This is a genomic window from Actinomadura chibensis NBRC 106107 (assembly GCF_001552135.1).
In the GTDB taxonomy this organism is placed as follows: domain Bacteria; phylum Actinomycetota; class Actinomycetes; order Streptosporangiales; family Streptosporangiaceae; genus Spirillospora; species Spirillospora chibensis.
Genome location: NZ_BCQP01000055.1, coordinates 1 through 19,707 on the forward strand (window position 1 = coordinate 1; position 19,707 = coordinate 19,707).

Sequence of the window (19,707 nt, forward strand, 5' to 3'; positions counted from 1 at the left end):
CAGACCGTCCCGCACGTCTCGGTCAGCCCGTAGACCTGGACGAAGTCGCAGCCGAGCGCCGCCCGCGCGGCGGTCAGCAGCGCCGGGGCGATCGGGGAGCTGCCGTAGGCGACCAGCCGCAGCGCGGACAGGTCGTGCTTCGCGACCTCGCCGCTGTCCACGATCGCGCGCAGCATCGCCGGGACGAGCTGCGCGTGCGTCACGCCCTGCGCCTGGAGCGAGCCGAGGACGTGTCCGGGCGACGCGTCCGCGACCAGGACGATCCGCGCGCCGAGGCGCAGCCCGTACATCGTCCAGACGCCCCCGGCCACGTGGAAGACCGGCGCGACGATCAGCAGGACGGGGGACTCCGGCCACTCCCACCCCGGATAGGCGTCGAGCGCCCTGATCCAGCGCCCGGCCTCGTAGACCACGCCCTTCGCCCGCCCGCTGGTGCCGGACGTGTAGTACAGCAGCGTCGGGTCGCCGTCGCGGGTGCCGCGTCCCGCGTCCGGCTCGGCGGGGAGACCGCCGTACCAGTCGCGGAAGCCGCCCGGCCCGCGGACGACCACGACGGGCGCGGCCGACCCGGCCGGCAGCGCGTCCCGCAGCAGCGGTTCGAACTCCGCCTGGACGACGAACACCGCGGGCCCGGCGTCGGCGACCACGGCGCTCAGCTCGCGGGCGGACAGCCGCCAGTTCAGCGGGTTGGTCACCGCCCCGACCCGCTCGGCGGCGAGGTGCAGCAGCGCGTAGTCGGGATGGTTGCGGCCGAGCCAGGCGACCCGGTCGCCGGGCCGCACCCCCGCGGCGCGCAGCCCCGCGGCGATGCGGTCGGCGGCGTCGTCCACGTCCCGGTAGGTCAGCGGCGGCCCGTCGTGCCCGGCGAAGGCGACGGCGTCCGGCCGCAGCTCGGCGTGCCCGCGGACGAGGGACTCGGTGGTGCGCATCGGCGGTGCTCCCTTGCTAGTGCCGGACGGCGGCGGTCGGACGGGGCGCGGCGGCGGGCCCGCCGTCCGGCGGGTCCACGCGCCGGACGACGCCCCGGGCGGCCAGCAGGTCGATCTCCTTCTCCGGGCATCCGGCCCACTCCCGCAGTACCCGCTCGGTGTCCGCGCCGAGCAGCGGGCCCGCCGCGCGGACGGCGCCCGGCGTCCGGCTCAGCTTCGGCACGACGCCCGGCATCGGGATCTCCAGCCCTGTGCCGGGGTCGGTGAGCCGTACGATCATCTCCCGGGCGGCGTAGTGGGCGTCGGCGAGCATGTCCGCCGGAGTGTAGATCCGCCCGCGCGGGACGGCGTGCTCGTCGAGCAGCCGCTCGGCCTCCGCGAGGGAGAGCCCGGCGACCCAGTCGCCGACGAGCTCGTCCAGCTCCGCCATGTTCCGGCCGCGCGCCTGGTGGGTGGCGAACCGGGGATCGTCCGCCAGCTCCGGGGCGCCCATCGCCGCGCACAGCCGGACGAACAGCGCGTCCCCGTTCGCGGCGATCAGCAGCTCGCCGCCGTCGGCCGCCCGGTAGACGTTGGACGGCGCCACCCCGGGCAGCGTGCTGCCGGTCCTGGTCCGGGTGGAACCGGCGATCTCGTACTCGGCGAGCGTGGACTCCATCAGCGCGAACACCGCCTCGTACAGCGCGACGTCGATCTCCTGCCCGCGCCCGCTGCGGTGCCGCTCCTGGAGCGCGGCGAGGACGCCCATCACCGCGAACATCCCGGCGAGCGCGTCCCCGAGGCTGATCCCGACCCGCGTCGGCGGCCGGTCGGGATGGCCGGTGAGGGCGCGGATGCCGCCCATCGCCTCGCCGACGCTGCCGAACCCCCGGTCGCCCGCGCGCGGCCCGGTCTGCCCGAAGCCGGAGACGTGCGCCATGACCAGCCGCGGGTTCGCGGCGGACAGCGCGGCGTAGTCGAGGCCCCAGTCCGCCAGCCGGCCGGGGGCGAAGTTCTCGACCACGACGTCGGCGCGGTGCGCGAGCCGCCGCACGAGGTCCCGGCCGCGCGGGTCGCGCAGGTCGACGGCCACGGAGCGCTTGTTGCGGGCGAGCTGGGCCCACCACAGCGACCGGCCGTCGCGCAGCACGCCCCAGCGGCGCATGGCGTCGCCGTCGCAGGGCTCGATCTTGACGACCTCGGCGCCGTAGTCGCCGAGGAGCTGGCCCGCGAACGGACCGGCGATGAAGCTGCCGAGTTCGAGGACCCGGACGCCGTCGAGGGGGGCGCGGCCCACGGAACCTCCCGAGGATGGGCGAAAAACTGAAACTGAAACTAGCCTCAGTCTTCCGCGAGCGCAATCCCCCAGGGACGGTTCTAGGTCCGGACGGGCGGGGCGAAGACGGGGTCAGGCGGAGGGTTGGTCCCCGGGTTCGCCGTGGTAGACGGCGCGGTACCAGAGCAGGCTGAGCGTCTCGATCGCGGCCTCGTCGTCCGGCGGATCGACGTCGGTGTCGCCGCCCGACACCATCCACACCCAGCAGAACGCCTCCAGCACGGAGACGATCGCGGAGGCGAGCAGGCCGGGCGCGGCGCCGACGCGGTACCCCGACCGCTCGGCGTTCCTGATCCCGGCCCGGACGACGCGGATGCCGACGGCCCGGTGCTCGCGCCAGCGCTCGGCGAAGGTCTCGTCCGTCATGGACATCTGGAACACGCCCACCATCTCCGCCAGGTACTTGCGGTAGGTGGTCCAGTAGGCGCGGACGGCGGCGCGGATGCCGTCCATCGGGTCCTCGCCCCGGGCCTGGAACGAGCTCTCCAGGACCTCGACGGAGAACTGCTCAAGCAGCGCCTGGAGCAGCTCTTCCTTGTTCTCGTAGTAGTTGTAGAACGAGCCGGGGGACTTGCCCGCCGCGTGCGCGATGTCGGAGATCTTGGCGTTGAGGTAGCCCTGCTCCGCGAAGACCTTCCGGGCGGCGTCGAGGAACGCCGCCTCGGTTCGGCGCCCCTTGGGCGTCGGTGGGCTCGCAGGCATCCTCCATCCCTCCTGATGACGGCGGACCGATCCCCGCGCACACCTGCCTGACGGGCACCGAGTCTAGAGGATCACCCCGGTCCGGCGTGCTCACCGCGATTGACTAAAACTGAATTTAGCATCAGTATTATTGCCGGGGCGGCGACCTGGGCCGCACCGGCGAACGTCCGACCGAAGGACCGAAGGGACGCACCCATGGCGATGATGACCGGGGAGGAGTACCTCGCCTCACTCGACGACGGCCGGCGGGTCGTCGCCGAGGGCGAGGACGTCAAGGACCTCGCATCCCACCCGCAGTTCGCGACGGCGCTCAAGCTGGTGGGCGAGGGCTACGACCGGCACCACCGCCCCGGGCCGGACGCCAGCGGCCCGTACTTCAAGATCCCGCGCAGCCCCGCCGAGCTGAAGGACATCCTGGAGCTGCTGCTCGGCTGGGACATGGTCACCGTCACCACCTCGCAGGGGCTGCTGGCGCTGCTCACGGCGGCGGCCCGGATCCGTCCGGCCAGCGCGGAGTACGCGCGGCGGATCGAGGACTACTTCGCCCACTGCCGGGACAACGACCTGCGCTGCGTCCAGGCGATCACCGACGCCAAGGGCGACCGCCGCGTCCCGCCGAGCGGGCAGGACGACCCCGACGTCTACACCCGCATCGTCGAGCGGCGCCCGGACGGCATCGTCGTCCGGGGCGCCAAGCTGCACATCTCGTCGGCGGCGGTGAGCCACGAACTGGTGGTGATGCCGACCAAGAACATGAAGCCGGGCGAGGAGGACTGGGCGGTCGCCTGCGCGATCCCGGTGAACGCGCCGGGCGTGACGATCGTCAACACGAGCTACGCGCCGCGCGAGCGGGAGGCGGACTTCCCGGTCAGCTCCCGGCACAACATGCCGGAGGGGTTCGTCATCCTCGACGACGTGTTCGTCCCGCACGAGCGGGTGTTCCTCGCCGGGGAGATCGAGCACTCGGCGACGTTCGCGCACTCGCTCGGGCTCTGGGAGCGCCTCGGCGGGACGGCCCACCTCGCCGAGTACGGCGACACGCTCGTCGGGCTCGCGCAGCTCATCGCCGAGGCCAACGGCACCGAGCGGGTCTCGCACATCCGCGAGAAGATCGCCGAGATGGTCATCTACGCGACGCTGGTGCGCGGCGCGCTGGAGGCGGCCATCGCCAACGCCGAGGCCAGCCCGGAGGGCTGGTACTTCCCGAGCGAGCTGTACACGAACGCGGCGAAGCACTACGGCGCGGCCGAGTTCAGCACGATGGTCCGGCACCTGCACGACATCGGCGGCGGGGCGATCGTCACGGCGCCGTCCATCAGCGACCTGGAGCACGCGGAGGTCGGGCCGTTCATCCGCAAGTACATGCGGACGAAGGACGGCGTCGACGGCGAGTACCGCACCCGCCTGTTCCACGCCATCCGCGACTTCACGGCGGACGCCTACGGCGGCTGGCAGCTCGTCACGATGCTCCAGTCCGGCGGCGGGCTCTACGCGCAGCGGCTCGTGGCCCGCAAGCACTACCCGATGGACGACGCGAAGGCCCTCGCCCGCAAGCTGGCCGGGCTCGCGGGGGACTGAACCGGTGCCGAAGAACGACCCCACCAGGCCCACCGGCCCCGTCCCCAGCCTGGCCGAGTTCCGAGCCGAGGCCGAGCGGTTCCTGCGCTCGATCGCCGACGAGTTCACCGACGCCGGGCTCGCCGAGCGGCGCCGCGCGTCCGACCGCATCGCCGCCGTCGAGGAGCTGGGCGAGGAGCACGGGCTCCAGGTCAAGCGGGCGAGGGAGCTCCAGGCGCGGCTGTTCGACGCGGGCCTCGCCTGGCCGAGCGGCCCCGCCGACTGCGGCGGCCGCGGCCTCGGCCGCGAGTACGACCAGGTCGTGGACGACCTCCTCGGCGACCTCGGCTTCCCGTCCCGGGAGATGCTGTTCGTCGGGCTGCACATCGTCGCGCCCGCGATCGACGCGCACGCCGCGCCCGAGCTGCGGCGGCGGACGCTGACCGCGCTCTACCGCGCGGACGTCATCGGCTGCCAGCTCTTCTCCGAGCCCGGCGCCGGATCGGACCTCGCGGGCGTCGCGACCCGCGCCGTCCGGGACGGCGACGACTGGGTCCTCACCGGCCAGAAGGTGTGGACGTCGATGGGCCACCTCGCGGACGTGGGCGAGGCGCTGGTGCGCACCGACCCGTCCGCCCCCAAGCACGCCGGGCTGACCATGTTCCTGGTGGACATGCGCGCGCCCGGCGTGACCGTCCGCCCGATCCGGCAGATGACCGGCGGGTCGGCGTTCAACGAGGTGTTCCTGGACGGGGTCCGCGTCCCCGACGCGCACCGGATCGGGGGCGTCGGCGAGGGCTGGCGGGTCGCCGCGACGAGCCTCGGCAGCGAGCGCGCGACCATGGTCGGCGGCGACGGCCCGGTCAGCCCGTACGTGCTCGGACGGCTCGCCGCCCTGGTCGAGCGGCTCGGCGCGGCCGCCGACCCGGTGCACCGCCCGCAGATCGCCCGGACCGTCGCGGCCGTCGCCGCGATGCGCGCCGCCGCCGACCTCCCGGACGGCTCCTGGGGGCACGCGACGGCGCCCGTCGCCGGGTCCGTCCTGAAGATGCTCATGACCAGGGCCGTGGACGAGATCGCCGCGCTCGCGGCCGAGACGCTCGGCGACCGCGCCTTCACCGACCCCGGCGAGCCCGACACCTTCGCCTGGTCGGAGTTCGTCCTCGGCGCCCCGGGACTGCACATCGCCGGGGGCACCGACGAGATCCAGCTCGACATCATCGCCCAGCGCGGGCTCGGCCTGCCCCGGCCGCCGAAGTAAGGACAGCACACGATGGAATCCTTCATCCAACTGCGCAAGGGAACGACGCCGCGCCGAGTCCACCGCGACCTGGACGGGCTGAAGGAAGACGAGATGGGCCGGTCCGGGTTCACCGGCCGCACCACGTTCTTCTACCGCCGCAACGACCCGAGCGTGTACCGCGTCGAGGGCGACCTGCGGCCCCTCGACGTCCAGACGAACGACCTCGAACCGACCGACCTGCGCGACGCGGCGGGCGAGCCGCTGCTCCTGCTCAGCAACGACGACTGCCGGATCCTGCTCAGCCGCCGCGGCGAGGCCGCGCCGTTCTACGAGCGGAACGTCGACGGGGACGAGCTGTACTTCGTGCACCGCGGCACCGGGCACTTCGAGACCGAGTTCGGACGCCTGCCCTACCGTCCCGGCGACTACGTCTACCTGCCCAAGGCGACGACGTACCGGCAGGTCCCGGACGGCGGCTCGCACCTGATCGTCATCGAGGCGCGGGAGGAGTTCCGGGTGCCGGAGGCGGGCGCGCTCGGCCGGTACTTCCCCTACGACCCGGCGCTCGTCACCGTCCCCGAGCCGGAGGCGTTCGAGGAGCCCCGGCGGGACGAGCACGAGATCCGGCTCCGCCACCGCGGCGGCCGGACGTCGCTGTTCACCCGCCACCACCCGCTGGACGCCGAGGGCTGGCGCGGCGACAACTTCGCCTTCTCCTTCAACATCGACGACTACGACGCGATCACCTCCGAGAGCGTCCACCTGCCGCCGACGGTGCACCTGTTCATGCAGGCCACGGGCGTGTACGTGATGAACTTCCTGCCCCGTCCGGCCGAGTCGGTGCCGGGCGTCGAGCGGATCCCCTGGTACCACCGCAACGTCGACTACGACGAGGTCGCGTTCTACCACGGCGGCAGCGTGTTCGGCGTGGACATGCCCGCCGGGCTGCTGTCGCTCGTGCCGCAGGGCGTCCACCACGGCGTCCCGGAGCGGGCGCGGGAGCGGTCGCGGCGCAGGTTCGACGTCGACACGCGCGTGGAGTGGCAGGTCATCGCGGTCGACACGCGGCGGCGCCTCACCCCGAGCCGGGCCGTGCTCGAAGCCGCGCCGGGGGAGGACGCGTGACCGCCTCCGCCGACCGGTACGAGTACGACCGCATCCCGTACCTGGTGGTCTTCAAGGACGACTCCGCCTACCGCGACACCTACGGCGGCGTGGTCGAGGACGTCGTGCTGGAGAGCTACCTGCTGAAGCCGCGCGGCGTCCCGTCCGACACGGTGCTCGTGTTCATGCACCCGATCGGCGGCGGCGCGTACCTGCCGATGAGCAACGCGCTGCCCAGGGCCGGGCACCACGTCATCTACTGCAACAGCCGCTACCGGGGCGTGGACAGCGCGCTGATCATGGAGAAGGTCGTCCAGGACCTCGGCGCGTGCGTCCGGGACGCGCGGGAGCGGCTCGGCTACCGCAACGTGATCCTCGGCGGCTGGAGCGGCGGCGGGTCGCTGTCGCTGTACTACCAGCAGCAGGCGCAGTCGCCGACCGTCACCGCCACGCCCGCCGGCGAGGCGCCCGACCTGACCGCGCTCGGGTTGCAGCCCGCCGACGGGATGATGCTGCTCGCCGCCCACGTCAGCAGGCACGGCACGCTCACCGAATGGATGGACGCGTCCATCCTGGACGAGCGCGACCCGGAGAAGCGCGACCCGGAACTCGACCTCTACAACCCCGAGAACCCGAACCAGCCCCCGTACACCGAGGAGTTCCTGAGCCGGTACCGCCAGGCGCAGATCGACCGCAACCGGCGGATCACCGCCTGGGTCAAGGAGACCCTCGCGGACCTGCGCGCGAGCGGACGGCCGCTGGAGGAGCGCGGCTTCGTCACCCACGGCACGATGGCCGACCCGCGCTGGCTGGACCCGTCCGTCGACCCCAACGACCGGCGTCCCGGCTGGTGCTACCTGGGCGATCCCAAGGTCGTGAACATGGGCCCGGTGGGGCTGGCGCGCTTCTCCACGCTGCGGAGCTGGCTGTCGCAGTGGAGCTACGACGACGCGCACGGCGACGGGCTGGCCTGCGCCGCCGACCTGGAGGTCCCGACGCTCGTCATCGGCAACTCCGCCGACGACGCCTGCACTCCGAGCCACACCCAGCGGCTCTACGAGGCGGTCGGGCACAAGGACAAGACGCTGCACACCGTCCAGGGCGCGAACCACTACTACTCGGGGCCGAGCCAGCGGCCGCACCTGGCCGAGGCCGTCGACACGATCACCGGATGGCTGGCCGAACGGGGCTGGGCGAGGTGAGCGAGGAGCTGCTGAGCCCGGAGGAGGTCAGGTCCGCGCTGCGCGAATTCTTCGCCGACGCCTCCGCGCTCGACGAGGCCAGGGCGCTCCGCGACGGCGGCTTGGACGGGGGCTTCGACGGCGACGGCTTCGACCGCGACCGCTGGCGGGCGCTGGCGGGCGAGGTCGGCGTCGTCGCCATGGCCGCCCCGGAGAGCGCGGGCGGGCTGGGCCTCGGGCTCGGCCATGTGACGGCGGCGCTCGAAGAGGCGGGCGCGTGCCTGTATCCGGGGCCGCTGCGGGCGGCGATCCTCGCCGCGTGGACGCTCGGGCTGCCCGGCGCGGCCCGGCCCGACGAGGTCGACGGGCTGCTGGACGGCACCCTGATCGCCGGGATGCCGCAGTCGTTCGCCGCGCACCGTCCCGAGGTCGTGCTGTCCGGCGGCGGCCGCGTCTCCGGCGCGGTGCGCGGCGTCACCCACGGCATGGCGGCGGACGTGCTGCTCACCGTGGCCGGGTCGGCGGACGGGGACGTCCCCGTGCTGGTCCGGCTGGCGGGCGGGGGCGGGGAGGTCGGGCGGCGTCCCGTCCGGGCCGTCGACCTGACCGCGCGTCCCGCCGACCTCGACCTGGACGCGGTCGCGGCGGTCCCGCTCGCCGGGGCCGGGGAGGCGCTCGCCCGGACGCGCGACGTCGCGCGGCTGCTGCTCGCGGCCGAGCAGGTCGGCGGCGCGCAGGGCTGCCTCGCGCGGGCGGTCGAGTACGCGGCGATCCGGACCCAGTTCGGCCGGGTCATCGGCACCTACCAGGCGATACAGCACCGCTGCGCGCGGGTGGCGGTCGCGGTCGCCGGGGCGCGCGCCCTGGTGCTCGCGGCGGCCAAGGCGATCGACGCGGGCGGTACCGGCGCCGACGCCGACCGCGCGGCGGCTCGGCAGCTCGTGCCGCTGGCGAAGGCGGAGGCGTCCGAGGCGTTCGACGCGGCGGCCGACGCGCTCGTCCAGGTGCACGGCGGGATCGGGTTCACCTGGGAGCACGACGCCCACCTGTACTTCCGGCGGGCGCGGGCGACGGCCGCGCTGGACGGGCGCCCGTCCCGGCTGCGCGACGACGCCGTCACCGCCGGCTGCCTGTCCCTGCTTACGAACTTCGCATAGAACGTCGAAAGGACTTACCGTGCCGACTCCCGTCATCGTGGAGGCCGTCCGCACCCCGGCGGGCAAGAGAGGCGGGTCCCTGTCCGGGTGGCATCCCGCCGAGCTGGCCGCCGAGACGCTCAAGGCGCTGGTCGAGCGCGCCGGCGTCGCACCGGCGGACGTCAACGACGTGATCATGGGCTGCGTGACCCAGGTGGGACCGCAGAGCACCAACATCGCGCGCAACGCCGTCCTCGCCGCCGGGTGGCCCGCCGCCGTCCCGGGGACGACCGTGGACCGGCAGTGCGGATCGTCCCAGCAGGCGGTCCACTTCGCGGCGCAGGCGGTCGCGTCCGGCTTCATGGACGTGGTCGTCGCGGCGGGCGTCGAGTGCATGAGCACGGTGCCGATGTTCTCCAACGCGCCCGGCGGCGACATCAGGGCCGTGTACGGGGACGAGGTCCAGTCCCGGTACGCCGACCGCGTCTCCTACGGGACGTCCGGGCTCGTCCCGCAGGGGATCTCCGCCGAGCTGGTCGTCGACCGCTGGAACCTCACCCGCGAGGAGCTCGACGCCTACGGCCTGCGCAGCCAGCGGCGGGCGGCGGCGGCCACCGCCGAGGGCCGGTTCGCGCGCGAGATCGTCCCGGTGGCGCGCAAGGTGCGCGACCGGGAGACCGGCGAGGTCACGGCGCCCGGCGGCGCGCCGCTCACCGAGGACGAGTGCGTCCGCGCCACCTCGGCGGAGGCGCTCGGCGGGCTCAAGCCGGCGTTCGTCCCGGACGGGCGGGTCACCGCCGGGAACTCGTCGCAGATCGTGGACGGCGCCGCCGCCGTCCTCGTCATGAGCGACACGGCCGCCGAGCGCCTCGGCCTGACGCCCCGCGCCGCGATCCGGGGCATGGCGGTGGTGGGGGACGACCCGGTCGAGATGCTCACCGCGCCCATCCCCGCCACCCGCGCCGTCCTCGCCCGGACCGGCCTGACCGTGGACGACATCGACCTGTTCGAGGTCAACGAGGCGTTCGCGCCGGTCGTCCTCGCGTGGCAGCGCGAGCTGGGCGCCGACCCGGACCGGCTGAACGTCAACGGCGGCGGGATCTCGCTCGGGCACCCGCTCGGCGCGTCCGGGGCCAAGCTGATGACGACGCTGCTGCACGAGCTGGAGCGCACCGGCGGCCGGTACGGGCTCCAGACGATGTGCGAGGGCGGCGGCATGGCCAACGCGACGATCGTCGAGCGCCTCTCATGACCGGCCTGCCCGGGCTGTTCGCCCTGGACGGGCGGGTCGCCATCGTCACCGGCGCGTCCAGCGGGATCGGGCGGCACATGTGCCGGGTCCTCGCCGAGGCGGGCGCGACGGTGGTGGCGGCCGCGCGCCGCGAGTCGCGGCTCAGGGAGCTGTCGGCGGCCGACGACCGGATCGTCGCGGTGGCGTGCGACGTGACGTCCAGCGCCGACTGCGCGCGGGCCGTGGAGCGGGCCGCGGACTTCGGCGGCCCGGACGTCCTGGTCAACGCGGCGGGCTTCGGCGACCCCGTGCCCGCGCTTGAGCTGCAGGTCGAGGAGTTCCGCCGGACGCTCGACGTGGACCTCACCGGCACGTTCGAGATGAGCGCCCAGGCCGCGCGGGCGATGCGCGGGCGCGGCGGCTCCATCGTCAACATCGCCTCGATCCTCGGGCTGGGCGCGTCGTGGCCGGTGAGCCAGGCGGCCTACTGCGCCGCGAAGGGCGGGGTCGTCAACCTCACCCGCCAGCTCGGCGCGGAGTGGGCGGACGAGGGCATCCGCGTCAACGCCATCGCGCCCGGCTGGTTCCCGAGCGAGCTGACCGAGGAGATGTTCGCCGACGGGAAGGCGATGCGCTGGCTCACGCGGAACACGCCGATGCGGCGTCCCGGACGGCTGGACGAACTCGACGGCGCGCTGCTGCTGCTGGCGAGCGACGCGGGCGCCTTCATCACCGGCCAGACCATCGCCGTGGACGGCGGGTGGACGGCCCGATGACCAGGCGCAGGCTCTACGACGACGTCCACGAGGAGTTCCGGGACAGCTTCCGCGCGTTCGTCGCGGCGGAGATCGTCCCGCACCACGACCGCTGGGAGGAGAGCGGGCGCGTCGACCGGGAGATGTTCGCGGCGGCGGGCGAGGCCGGGTTCCTCGCGATGGCCGTGCCGCCGGAGTACGGCGGCCTCGGCGCGGACGACTTCCGCTTCAACGCCGTCATCGGCGAGGAACTGCAGCGCGCGAACGTCATCGGGTCGGGCATGTGCATCACGCTGCACAACGACGTCGTCCTGCCCTACCTGCTGCGGTTCGCGGACGAGGCGCAGCGGCGGCGCTGGCTGCCCGGGATGGTCACCGGCGAGCTGATGGGCGCGATCTCCATGACGGAGCCGGGCGCGGGCTCCGACCTCGCCGCGCTGGTCACGAGCGCCCGCCGGGACGGAGCCGACTACGTCGTCAACGGCGCGAAGACGTTCGTCACCAACGGGCTGAACGCGGACCTGGTCGTGCTCGCCGTCCGCACCGACCCGGCGGAGCGGCACAAGGGCGTCAGCCTGCTGGTGGTCGAGGACGGCACGCCCGGCTTCACCCGCGGCCGCCACCTCGACAAGATCGGGCTGCGCAGCCAGGACACCGCCGAGCTGTTCTTCACCGACGCCCGCGTCCCGGTCGCGAACCGGCTGGGCGGCGAGGGCGAGGGCTTCGCCATCCTGATGCGCAACCTCGCGCAGGAGCGGCTCGGGCTCGCGGTGTCGGCGATCTCCGCCGCCCGCGCCGCCCTGTCCTGGACGGTCGACTACTGCCACCAGCGCGAGGCGTTCGGGCAGCCGCTCATGAAGCACCAGAACACCCGCTTCACCCTCGCCGACCTCGCCGTCCAGGTGGACGTCGGGCAGACCTACGTCGACAGCCTCGTCGAGGCGCACGGCCGGGGCGAGTTGACGTCCGAGGACGCGGCCAAGGCCAAGTACTGGACGACCGAACTCCAGCAGACGGTCGTCAACCGCTGCCTGCAACTGCACGGGGGGTACGGGTTCATGCGCGAGTTCCCGATCGCCAGGGCCTACCTGGACGCCCGGATCCAGACGATCTTCGGCGGCACGAACGAGATCATGAAGGAGATCGTCGCGCGCACCCTGGACGCCGGCCGTCCGGCGGCCCGGCGGTGAGCGTCGACGTCGCCCGCGTCGGCGGGGTCGTCGAGATCACGCTGAACCGTCCCGGCAAGCGCAACGCCATGACGGACGCCATGTGGGCGCGCCTGGACGAGATCCTGGAGGAGATCCTGGAGGAGATCCTCGCCGATCCCGCGGACACCCGCGTCCTCGTGGTCACCGGCGCGGGCGGCGCGTTCTGCGGCGGCTCGGACGTCTCCGGCCTGCTCGGCGACCCCGGCTCGCTGCCCGCGCGGATCGCCGTGTCGAACCGGTGCGTCCTCGCGCTGCGCGAGCTGCCCGTCCCGACGGTCGCGAAGGTCGCCGGGGTCGCCGCCGGGTCGGGCGCGAACCTCGCCCTGGCCTGCGACTTCGTCCTCGCCTCCGCGGACGCCTACTTCGCGCAGCTGTTCGTGCACCGCGGCCTGTCGGTGGACAGCGGGGCGAGCTGGCTGCTGCCCCGCCTGGTCGGCGACCGGAAGGCCCGCGAGCTGTGCCTGCTGGGCGACCGCGTCCCCGCCCGCGAGGCGCACGCCCTGGGCATGATCACGGACGTCGTCCCGGCCGCCGACCTGGACCGCGCCACCGCCGACCTGGCCGAGCGCCTGGCCGCGCTCTCCCCGCCCGCGCTCGCCGGGACCAAGCACCTCCTGAACCGGACCTGGCAGGCGACCTTCCGGGAGGCCCTGGCGGCCGAGGCGGCGAACCAGGCGGAGGTGATCGAGACCCCCGCCGCCCACGCGGCGATCACCGCCTTCGGCCGGAACCGGCGTCCTTGATCAGCCGGAGATGTCGACGGGCTTCGGGTCGGGGGCGGCGGCGCGGCGCGAGCGGAGCCAGGCGCCGAGGGTCACGAGGCCGAGCCCGGCCGCGTAGATGGCGACGTTGACGAGGGCGTAGCTCCACGGGACGGTGTCCGGGTCCTTCGGGAAGGCGCGGGTCTCGCCGCCGACCCACGCCCTGGTCAGCGTCATCGTCTGGAAGGTGAAGGCGAACGAGTGGACGCCGACGTACGCCAGGTAGGCGGCCGTCCGGTTGCGGACGAGGTAGCCCAGCGGGAGGGGCAGCAGCACCATGAGGATGAGTTCCATGCCGCCGAGCGTCGCGCGACGGGGGTGAGCGGCACATCCGGGCCAGCGCCGGAGTGCGGGCACGTGCTGGCACGGATGTGCGGATGACCTGCGAAGGCGCATGATGTCGGGATGGGGATCGGTCTCGCGTCGCGCCCGCGCACGGCGGTTCCGGCGGGCGTGTTCGCGGTGGGGGCCGGGGCGCAGGTCGCGCTGTCGGCGCGTCCGGACCTCGGGGACCCGGCGCCGGTGCTGGCCGGCACGCTCGCGGTCCTCGCGATCCCCGTCGTGCTCGGCTGCCTGGTCGGCACGCGGGTGCCGGACGGCCAGGTCGGCGCGGCGCTCGCCTGGGTCGGGGCCGCGCCGGCGGCGGTGTTCGCGGTCGAGCTGTGGGGCGAGACGGACCTGACGTCCAGCCCGTGGCCCGGCGCGCACGCCGTCTACCTGGTGAAGCTCGGCGCGTGGGTGTGGAACCTCGCCGGGTTCGCGGCGCTGTGCCTGGTGTTCCCGTCCGGGCTGGCGCCGGGGCCGCGGTGGCGGGCGGTCGCGTGGACGGTCGCGGCGGCGGGCGTCGCGGTCAACGCCGCGGTGTCCTGGACGGCGGCGAACCGGTGGGACGGCCCGGCCGAGACCGCCGCCGTGCTGACCGCGTTCGGCGTGCTGCTGGCGGCGCTCGGCGCGGCCGTGCTGAGCCTCGTCGTCCGGTACCGGCGCGGGACGGAGACGACCAGGACGCAGCTGCGCTGGCTGGTGCTCGGCGCGGGGTCGGTGCCGGTGCTGCTCGCCTGCGGGTGGGCGGCGCAGACGTGGTGGGACGCGTCCAACGACGTCGCCTACTCGGGGTTCCTGCTGGCGATGCTGGTCGCGGTGCCCGCCGCCGTCGTCGTGGCCGTCCTGCGCCACGACCTGTTCGACGTGGACCGGCTGCTCGGCTCGTCCCTCGCCTGGCTCCTCACCTCGCTCGCCTCCGCCGCCGTGTTCGCGTGCGTCGGGTACGCGGCCGGGAGCCTGCTCGGCGCGGACGCCCGGCTCGGGGTGAGCGGCGCCGCGTTCGTCGCCGCGCTGGCGCTGCCCGTCCTGCACCGCCAGGTCAACGACCGGGTCGGGCGGCTCGTGGACCGGGAGCGGTTCGTCCTCGACGCCCGCGTGCGCGACTTCGTCCGGGACGTCCGCGACGGCACGGCGCAGCCGGAGACGGTCGAGGCCGTGCTCCAGGACGTCCTCGGCGACCCGGAACTGCGGCTCCTGGTGCGGCTGCCGGACGGGCCGCCCGGCGAGTACGTCGGGCTGTCCGGTGAGGCGGCCGTCCCGGCGGAGGGGCGGACGCGCATCCCGCTCCGCACCGGCGAGATCGAGGTCGGCGTGATCGTGCTCGGCGCGACGTCCGCGCGGCGGCTGCGCCGCGCCCGGCACGCGGCGGTGCAGGCGCGCCTGCCGATCGAGGTGACCCGGCTGCGGCTGGAGCTGCGCGCCGCGCTGGCGGAGGTGCGCACCAGCCGCGCCCGCCTGCTGTCGGCGTCCGCGCGGGAGCGCCGCCAGCTCGAACGGGACCTGCACGACGGCGCGCAGCAGCAGATCGTCGCGGCGGGCATGCGGCTCCGGTCCGTGCAGCGCGGGCTCCGTCCCGGGACGCCGGAGCACCGCGACCTCGACGCCGTGGTGGAGACGCTGGAGGCGACCGTCGGCGAGCTGCGGCGGCTCGCGCACGGCGTCCGCCCCGCCCGGCTGGACGACGGGCTCGCCGCCGCGCTCGGCGCGCTGGTCGCGGCGAGCCCGGTCGAGGTGCGGCTGTCGGTCCCCGGCGACGTGCGGGTGGACGAGGTCGCGGCGACGACCGCCTACTACGTCGTCGCGGAGGCGTACGCGAACGCGCTCAAGCACGCCGACGCCGCGACGGTCACCATCCGGGTGGACGACGACGGCGGCGTCCTGCGCATCATGGTCGCGGACGACGGGGTCGGCGGGGCGCGCGGCGCGCTCGGGTCCGTCCGGGACCGGGTCGCCTCCGCCGGGGGCGACCTCGCGGTGTCCAGCCCGCCGGGCGGCGGCACGCTGGTGGAGGTGAGCATCCCGCATGCGGATCGTGGTGGCCGATGACTCGGTGCTGTTCCGGGAGGGGATCGTCCGGCTGCTGACCGAGGCGGGGCACGAGGTGGTCGCCGCAGTCGGGGACGCGGACGCGCTGGAGGCGGCCGTCGCCGCCCACCGCCCGGACCTCGCCGTGATCGACGTGCGGATGCCCCCGGCGATGGCCGACGACGGCGCCCGCGCCGCGCTGCGGCTCCGCGCGTCCGCGCCCGGACTGCCGATGGTGCTGCTGTCGCAGCACGTGGAGACGCGGCACTCGGTGTCGCTGGTGGCGTCCGGCGGGTTCGGCTACCTGCTGAAGGACCGGGTGCTCCGCGTCGACGACTTCCTGGACGCGCTGGACCGCGTCGCGTCCGGCGGCTCGGCCCTGGACCCGGAGGTGGTCGGCGCCCTCCTCGCCCCGGCCGGGCGCCCGGACCCGCTCGCCGCGCTCACCGAGCGGGAGCACGACGTGCTGGCCCTGGTCGCCGAAGGCCACACCAACGCGGGCGTCGCCGCGCGGCTGTGCCTGGCCGAGCGGACGGTCGAGACGCACATGCGCGGCATCTTCCAGAAACTGCGCATCACCGACGACGGGGACCGGCACCGCCGCGTCCTCGCCGTCCTCGCCTACGTCACCCGCTGAGGGTCACTCGCTGAGGGTCACCCGATGAAGGGTCACTCGGTCGAGAAGACGGCGGCGAGGCGGCTCGGGACGCGGCTGCGGTGCTGGTCGGACAGCTCGACGACGGCCGCCCGGTCGCCGCGGCGCAGCGCCTCGACGATCGCCGCGTGCTCCTCGACGATGCGCTTGCGCGCCTCCGCCTCGTACAGGTAGACCGAGCGGTACGCCTCGGTCAGGGACCAGATGCGGCGCAGCTCGTCCACGATCAGGTCGAGGCCGGAGGCGCGGAAGACGAAGAAGTGGAACTCGTTGTTGAGCTGCTGGATGGTGAGGACGTCGGCGACGTCCCCGGCCTCCTTGATCCGGCCGTTGATCTCCGCCAGCTCGTCGAGCTGCGCGGCCGACAGCTCCGGCAGCGCGTTGATCACTTCGCGTTCCAGCACGCGGCGCATCAGGTACGCCTGTTCGAGGTCCTGGACGGTCAGCCGCTTCACGGAATAGCCGACATTGCGCTGGTAGTCGAGCACGCCCTCGCTCTGCAGGATGCCGAGCGCCTCCCTGATCGGCGCGCGGCTGACGTTCAGCCGCGACGCCATGTCCTCCTGCCGGATCTGCTGGCCCGGCAGGAGTTCCATGACGGTGATCATCTCGCGGATGCGCGACACCGCCCACCGGACCGAACCCGTGTCGGACGTCGACTTCGCCATTCCCTGTTCTCTGTTCCCGGGGAGCTTTCCGCGTTACCGGAACGCCGATAGGCCGGTGATGGAACGCGCGATGCTCAGCACGTGCATTTCCTCCGTGCCCTCGTACGTCATGACCGTCTCCAGGTTGTTCATGTGCCGCATGACCGTGTGGTCGAGGGTTATTCCGGCTCCGCCGAGAAGGCTTCGCGCGATACGGGCGACGTCCGCCGCCGCCCGGACGTTCGCCAGTTTACCGAAACTGATCTGCTCGGGTTGGAGCGTACCGGCGTCCTTGAGGCGGCCGAGATGGACGGCGGTCAGCGCCGCGCCGTTCACCGCGACCACCATCTGGGCGAGTTTCGCCTGCACCAGTTGGAAGGACGCCAACGGCCTGCCGAACTGCGTCCGCGTGGTGGTGTGCCGCAGCGCCTCCAGGTAGCAGGACCTGGCCGCGCCGACCGCGCCCCACAAGATCCCGAACCGCGCCTCGTTCAGGCAGGTCAGCGGCCCGGACAGGCCCAGCGCCCCGGGCAGGACGGCGTCGCCGGGGACGCGCACCTCGTCCAGTGCCAGTTCCGCCGTGACCGACGCGCGCAGCGACAGTTTCCGTTCGATCTTGCGGGCGGTGAAGCCCGGCGTGTCCGTCGGCACGAGGAATCCGCGGATCCGGCCGTGGTCGGGGCCGTCCGGGTCGGCGACCTTGGCCCAGATGACGGCGACGTCCGCGAACGTCCCGTTAGTGATCCACATCTTCGACCCGCTGACGACCCATTCCCCGCCGGTGCGGACGGCGGTGGTGCGCAGCGAGCCGGGGTCGCTGCCCGCGTCCGGCTCGGTCAGCCCGAAGCAGCCGATGAGTTCCCCGGCCGCCATTCCGGGAAGCCATTTCTCCCGCTGCTCCTCGCTGCCGTGCCGGTGGATCGCGGACATCGCCAGCGACCCGTGCGCCGACATGAAACTGCGCAGCCCCGAGTCGACCGCCTCAAGCTCGCGGCAGGCGACTCCGTAGGCGGTGGCGGGCAGGCCCGCGCAGCCGTAGCCGGTCAGGTGCATCCCGAAAAGGCCGAGTTTCGCGAGCTCCTTCGCCGCCTCCACCGGCAGCCCGCCGCCGTCGTACCAGTCGCTCACGTGCGGCGCCAGTTCCGCCCGCGCGTACGCGCGGACGGTGTCGCGGACGGTGCGCGCGTCCGCGTCCAGCAGTTCGTCGACGGCGAGGAAGTCGTCCGGATCGATCCCCATCGGTGTCGTGTCTCCCCTCGTTGCGGCTTTCGCCGTGGCTCTCGTCGTGGCTAGGAATGGACGTCGAATTCCTGGAACTTCTCGGCGGCGGCGCGCTCGCACCGTTTCCGGTACTCGGCGAACCCGCCCGCGTAGGCGACCGCCTGCCGTTTGGCGCCGGGCGCGATCCGCGACATCCACCAGCTGTCGGTGTGCGGGATCAGGGTCTGCTCGTAGATCTCGTCCACGTGCCGCGACCAGGCCGCCTCGGCGTCCGGGACCGGTTCGGCGGTCGCGCCGTCGCCGCTTTCGCGCAGGTGGTCGATGAGGCGTCCGATGTACCGCGTCTGGTAGTCGGCCAGCAATGGCGGCGAGAAATGCGCGCACGGGCTCTGGTGGCCGTTGACGAAGAACAGGTTCGGGAAATTCGACGTCATCATGCCGAGGTGCGTGCGGACGCCCTCGGCCCAGTGGTCGCGCAGCGGCAGGCCGTTCCGGCCCCGGACGTCCATGCGCAGCACGGCCCCGGCGCCGCCGTTGAACCCGGTCGCGCAGATCAGCACGTCCAGCGGGTGCCGCGCGCCGCTCTCCAGCACCACGCCGTCGGCGTCGCAGCGCGCGATCGGGTCGGAGCGGACGTCCACGAGCGTGACGTTGTCGCGGTTGAACGCCTCGTAGTAGCCGGACTCGCCCGGCGGCCGCCGCGTGAACGGGCGGTGCTCCGGCACGAGCAGGTCGGCCACGGCAGGGTCCTGCACCGCCGCGCGGATCTTCTTCTCCAGGAAGGCGCGGACCGTGTCGTTGGCCTCCGCGTTCCGGCCGAGGTCGCGGAAGATGCGGCCCCAGTGGACGCCGCCGTCCCGCCAGAGGCCCTCGTAGGCGGCCTCGCGGTCGGCGTCCGGGAGCTCCAGCGCGCCGCGCGGCTCCGGCAGCATGATCCGCTTGCCGACGAGCACCATGCCCGGGCCCCGGGTGGTGTGCTCCAGCCTGCGGATCTCCGCGTAGTTCTCCTTGACGAACCGCTCGTACTCGGCGGGCATCGGTTCGTTGCGCAGCGGCAGCGCCCAGCTCGCGCTGCGCTGGAAGACGGTGAGCCGCGCCGCCGTCCGCGCGACGGTCTGGATCACCTGGATGCCGCTCGCGGCCGTGCCGATGACGCCGACCCGCCCGGTGAGGTCCACCTCGTCGTGCGGCCAGGCGCCGGTGTGGACGAGGCGGCCGCGGAAGCCGTCCAGGCCGGGGATGTCGGGAAGGCGCGGGGCGGAGAGGAAGCCGGTGGCCATGACGCAGTAGCGGCAGCGGAGCGCCTCAGGCCCGTCGCCGCCCTCGACGGTGAGCGTCCAGAGGCGGGTGTCGTCGTCGAAGACGGCGCTTCGCACGCGGCGGCCCAGTTCGATGTCGCGCCGCAGGTCGAGTTTGTCGGCCACCCAGCGCAGGTACCGGAGGACGTCCTCCTGCGCCGCGTACCGTTCCGGCCAATGCCATTCCTGCTGCAGTTCGTCGGAGAACGCGTAGGAGTATTCGACGCTCTCGATGTCCACTCGCGCACCCGGATACCTGTTCCAGTACCAGGTGCCGCCAACGTCGTCCCCGGATTCCAGGACCTTCACGCCGAGCCCCTGTTCGCGGAGCCGGTAAAGGGCGTTCAGGCCGCTGAATCCGGCGCCGACGACCAGGACGTCGTAGACGGGTCCGGTCATTGCGTCGCCTCCC

Annotated in this window: 18 protein-coding genes; 11 read left to right on the forward strand and 7 right to left on the reverse strand. The window is 73.7% G+C overall.

Features of this window, described 5'->3' with window-relative positions; genetic code table 11:
- From ACH01S_RS30185 to ACH01S_RS30195, 3 genes are all read right to left on the reverse strand, one after another.
- The coding region (locus tag ACH01S_RS30185) for an AMP-binding protein (RefSeq protein ID WP_157406331.1) at positions 1 to 929 on the reverse strand (929 nt) is incomplete at its 3' end.
- 16 nt (positions 930 to 945) lie between these two features.
- On the reverse strand, positions 946 to 2,205 hold the full coding sequence (locus ACH01S_RS30190; RefSeq protein ID WP_067899218.1) for a CaiB/BaiF CoA transferase family protein: 1,260 nt from the start codon (positions 2,203 to 2,205) through the stop codon (positions 946 to 948).
- A gap of 111 nt (positions 2,206 to 2,316) precedes the next feature.
- Positions 2,317 to 2,946, reverse strand: coding sequence for a TetR/AcrR family transcriptional regulator (locus tag ACH01S_RS30195; protein ID WP_067899220.1), 630 nt, complete (start codon positions 2,944 to 2,946; stop codon positions 2,317 to 2,319).
- 195 nt (positions 2,947 to 3,141) lie between these two features.
- Between ACH01S_RS30195 and ACH01S_RS30200 the strand changes: the two genes are divergently transcribed.
- Genes ACH01S_RS30200 through ACH01S_RS30240 form a run of 9 tightly spaced genes read left to right on the forward strand, consistent with a single transcriptional unit; the run spans position 3,142 to position 13,107 of the window.
- Positions 3,142 to 4,524: a 4-hydroxyphenylacetate 3-hydroxylase N-terminal domain-containing protein gene (locus ACH01S_RS30200; protein WP_067899225.1), complete on the forward strand. Its 1,383-nt coding sequence runs from the start codon at positions 3,142 to 3,144 to the stop codon at positions 4,522 to 4,524.
- A 4-nt stretch (positions 4,525 to 4,528) separates the two neighbouring features.
- Positions 4,529 to 5,764 carry an acyl-CoA dehydrogenase family protein gene (locus tag ACH01S_RS30205; protein WP_246236831.1) on the forward strand — a complete coding sequence of 412 codons (1,236 nt, stop codon included), beginning with the start codon at positions 4,529 to 4,531 and terminating at the stop codon, positions 5,762 to 5,764.
- Between the two features lie 12 nt (positions 5,765 to 5,776).
- Entirely contained in the window at positions 5,777 to 6,871 is a 1,095-nt protein-coding gene (locus ACH01S_RS30210; protein ID WP_067899228.1) for a homogentisate 1,2-dioxygenase, read from the forward strand.
- Positions 6,868 to 8,052: an alpha/beta fold hydrolase gene (locus tag ACH01S_RS30215; protein ID WP_067899231.1), complete on the forward strand. Its 1,185-nt coding sequence runs from the start codon at positions 6,868 to 6,870 to the stop codon at positions 8,050 to 8,052. The genes ACH01S_RS30210 and ACH01S_RS30215 overlap by 4 nt, the downstream gene beginning before the upstream one ends.
- Positions 8,022 to 9,188: an acyl-CoA dehydrogenase family protein gene (locus ACH01S_RS30220; protein WP_067899234.1), complete on the forward strand. Its 1,167-nt coding sequence runs from the start codon at positions 8,022 to 8,024 to the stop codon at positions 9,186 to 9,188. Before ACH01S_RS30215 ends, ACH01S_RS30220 begins: the two co-directional genes overlap by 31 nt.
- 19 nt (positions 9,189 to 9,207) lie before the next feature.
- Entirely contained in the window at positions 9,208 to 10,419 is a 1,212-nt protein-coding gene (locus ACH01S_RS30225) for a thiolase family protein (RefSeq protein ID WP_067899237.1), read from the forward strand.
- Positions 10,416 to 11,174 (forward strand): SDR family NAD(P)-dependent oxidoreductase, encoded by a 759-nt coding sequence (locus tag ACH01S_RS30230; protein ID WP_067899241.1) that lies wholly within the window; start codon positions 10,416 to 10,418, stop codon positions 11,172 to 11,174. Before ACH01S_RS30225 ends, ACH01S_RS30230 begins: the two co-directional genes overlap by 4 nt.
- Entirely contained in the window at positions 11,171 to 12,343 is a 1,173-nt protein-coding gene (locus ACH01S_RS30235) for an acyl-CoA dehydrogenase family protein (protein ID WP_067899437.1), read from the forward strand. Before ACH01S_RS30230 ends, ACH01S_RS30235 begins: the two co-directional genes overlap by 4 nt.
- Positions 12,340 to 13,107, forward strand: a complete 768-nt coding sequence (locus ACH01S_RS30240; protein WP_067899243.1) for an enoyl-CoA hydratase/isomerase family protein — start codon at positions 12,340 to 12,342, stop codon at positions 13,105 to 13,107. Before ACH01S_RS30235 ends, ACH01S_RS30240 begins: the two co-directional genes overlap by 4 nt.
- Here ACH01S_RS30240 and ACH01S_RS30245 read toward each other — a convergent pair whose 3' ends face one another.
- Positions 13,108 to 13,419, reverse strand: coding sequence for a hypothetical protein (locus tag ACH01S_RS30245; RefSeq protein WP_067899246.1), 312 nt, complete (start codon positions 13,417 to 13,419; stop codon positions 13,108 to 13,110).
- Positions 13,420 to 13,530: 111 nt separating this feature from the next.
- Here ACH01S_RS30245 and ACH01S_RS30250 point away from each other — a divergent pair, with 111 nt between their 5' ends.
- The gene (locus ACH01S_RS30250; protein WP_067899249.1) at positions 13,531 to 15,495 is read left to right on the forward strand and encodes a sensor histidine kinase; all 1,965 of its coding nucleotides are present in this window, start codon (positions 13,531 to 13,533) and stop codon (positions 15,493 to 15,495) included.
- Positions 15,473 to 16,111, forward strand: coding sequence for a response regulator (locus ACH01S_RS30255; RefSeq protein WP_067899255.1), 639 nt, complete (start codon positions 15,473 to 15,475; stop codon positions 16,109 to 16,111). Before ACH01S_RS30250 ends, ACH01S_RS30255 begins: the two co-directional genes overlap by 23 nt.
- A gap of 32 nt (positions 16,112 to 16,143) precedes the next feature.
- Here ACH01S_RS30255 and ACH01S_RS30260 read toward each other — a convergent pair whose 3' ends face one another.
- Genes ACH01S_RS30260 through ACH01S_RS30270 form a run of 3 tightly spaced genes read right to left on the reverse strand, consistent with a single transcriptional unit; the run spans position 16,144 to position 19,694 of the window.
- A complete protein-coding gene (locus ACH01S_RS30260; protein ID WP_067899257.1) occupies positions 16,144 to 16,797 on the reverse strand; it encodes a GntR family transcriptional regulator in 654 nt (217 codons plus the stop codon).
- A 33-nt stretch (positions 16,798 to 16,830) separates the two neighbouring features.
- Positions 16,831 to 18,015 carry an acyl-CoA dehydrogenase family protein gene (locus tag ACH01S_RS30265; protein ID WP_067899259.1) on the reverse strand — a complete coding sequence of 395 codons (1,185 nt, stop codon included), beginning with the start codon at positions 18,013 to 18,015 and terminating at the stop codon, positions 16,831 to 16,833.
- 50 nt (positions 18,016 to 18,065) lie between these two features.
- A complete protein-coding gene (locus ACH01S_RS30270) occupies positions 18,066 to 19,694 on the reverse strand; it encodes a flavin-containing monooxygenase (RefSeq protein ID WP_067899262.1) in 1,629 nt (542 codons plus the stop codon).
- Between the last annotated feature and the right edge of the window lie 13 nt (positions 19,695 to 19,707).

What these genes read in the sequence shown, in the direction of transcription:
- ACH01S_RS30245 (WP_067899246.1), bottom strand. Translation starts at nt 13,419, where the DNA reads ATGGAACTCATCCTCATGGTGCTGCTGCCCCTCCCGCTGGGCTACCTC.
- ACH01S_RS30260 (WP_067899257.1), bottom strand. Translation starts at nt 16,797, where the DNA reads ATGGCGAAGTCGACGTCCGACACGGGTTCGGTCCGGTGGGCGGTGTCG.
- ACH01S_RS30220 (WP_067899234.1), top strand. Translation starts at nt 8,022, where the DNA reads ATGGCTGGCCGAACGGGGCTGGGCGAGGTGAGCGAGGAGCTGCTGAGC.
- ACH01S_RS30210 (WP_067899228.1), top strand. Translation starts at nt 5,777, where the DNA reads ATGGAATCCTTCATCCAACTGCGCAAGGGAACGACGCCGCGCCGAGTC.
- ACH01S_RS30195 (WP_067899220.1), bottom strand. Translation starts at nt 2,946, where the DNA reads ATGCCTGCGAGCCCACCGACGCCCAAGGGGCGCCGAACCGAGGCGGCG.
- ACH01S_RS30200 (WP_067899225.1), top strand. Translation starts at nt 3,142, where the DNA reads ATGGCGATGATGACCGGGGAGGAGTACCTCGCCTCACTCGACGACGGC.
- ACH01S_RS30230 (WP_067899241.1), top strand. Translation starts at nt 10,416, where the DNA reads ATGACCGGCCTGCCCGGGCTGTTCGCCCTGGACGGGCGGGTCGCCATC.
- ACH01S_RS30255 (WP_067899255.1), top strand. Translation starts at nt 15,473, where the DNA reads ATGCGGATCGTGGTGGCCGATGACTCGGTGCTGTTCCGGGAGGGGATC.
- ACH01S_RS30250 (WP_067899249.1), top strand. Translation starts at nt 13,531, where the DNA reads ATGGGGATCGGTCTCGCGTCGCGCCCGCGCACGGCGGTTCCGGCGGGC.
- ACH01S_RS30270 (WP_067899262.1), bottom strand. Translation starts at nt 19,694, where the DNA reads ATGACCGGACCCGTCTACGACGTCCTGGTCGTCGGCGCCGGATTCAGC.
- ACH01S_RS30265 (WP_067899259.1), bottom strand. Translation starts at nt 18,015, where the DNA reads ATGGGGATCGATCCGGACGACTTCCTCGCCGTCGACGAACTGCTGGAC.
- ACH01S_RS30235 (WP_067899437.1), top strand. Translation starts at nt 11,171, where the DNA reads ATGACCAGGCGCAGGCTCTACGACGACGTCCACGAGGAGTTCCGGGAC.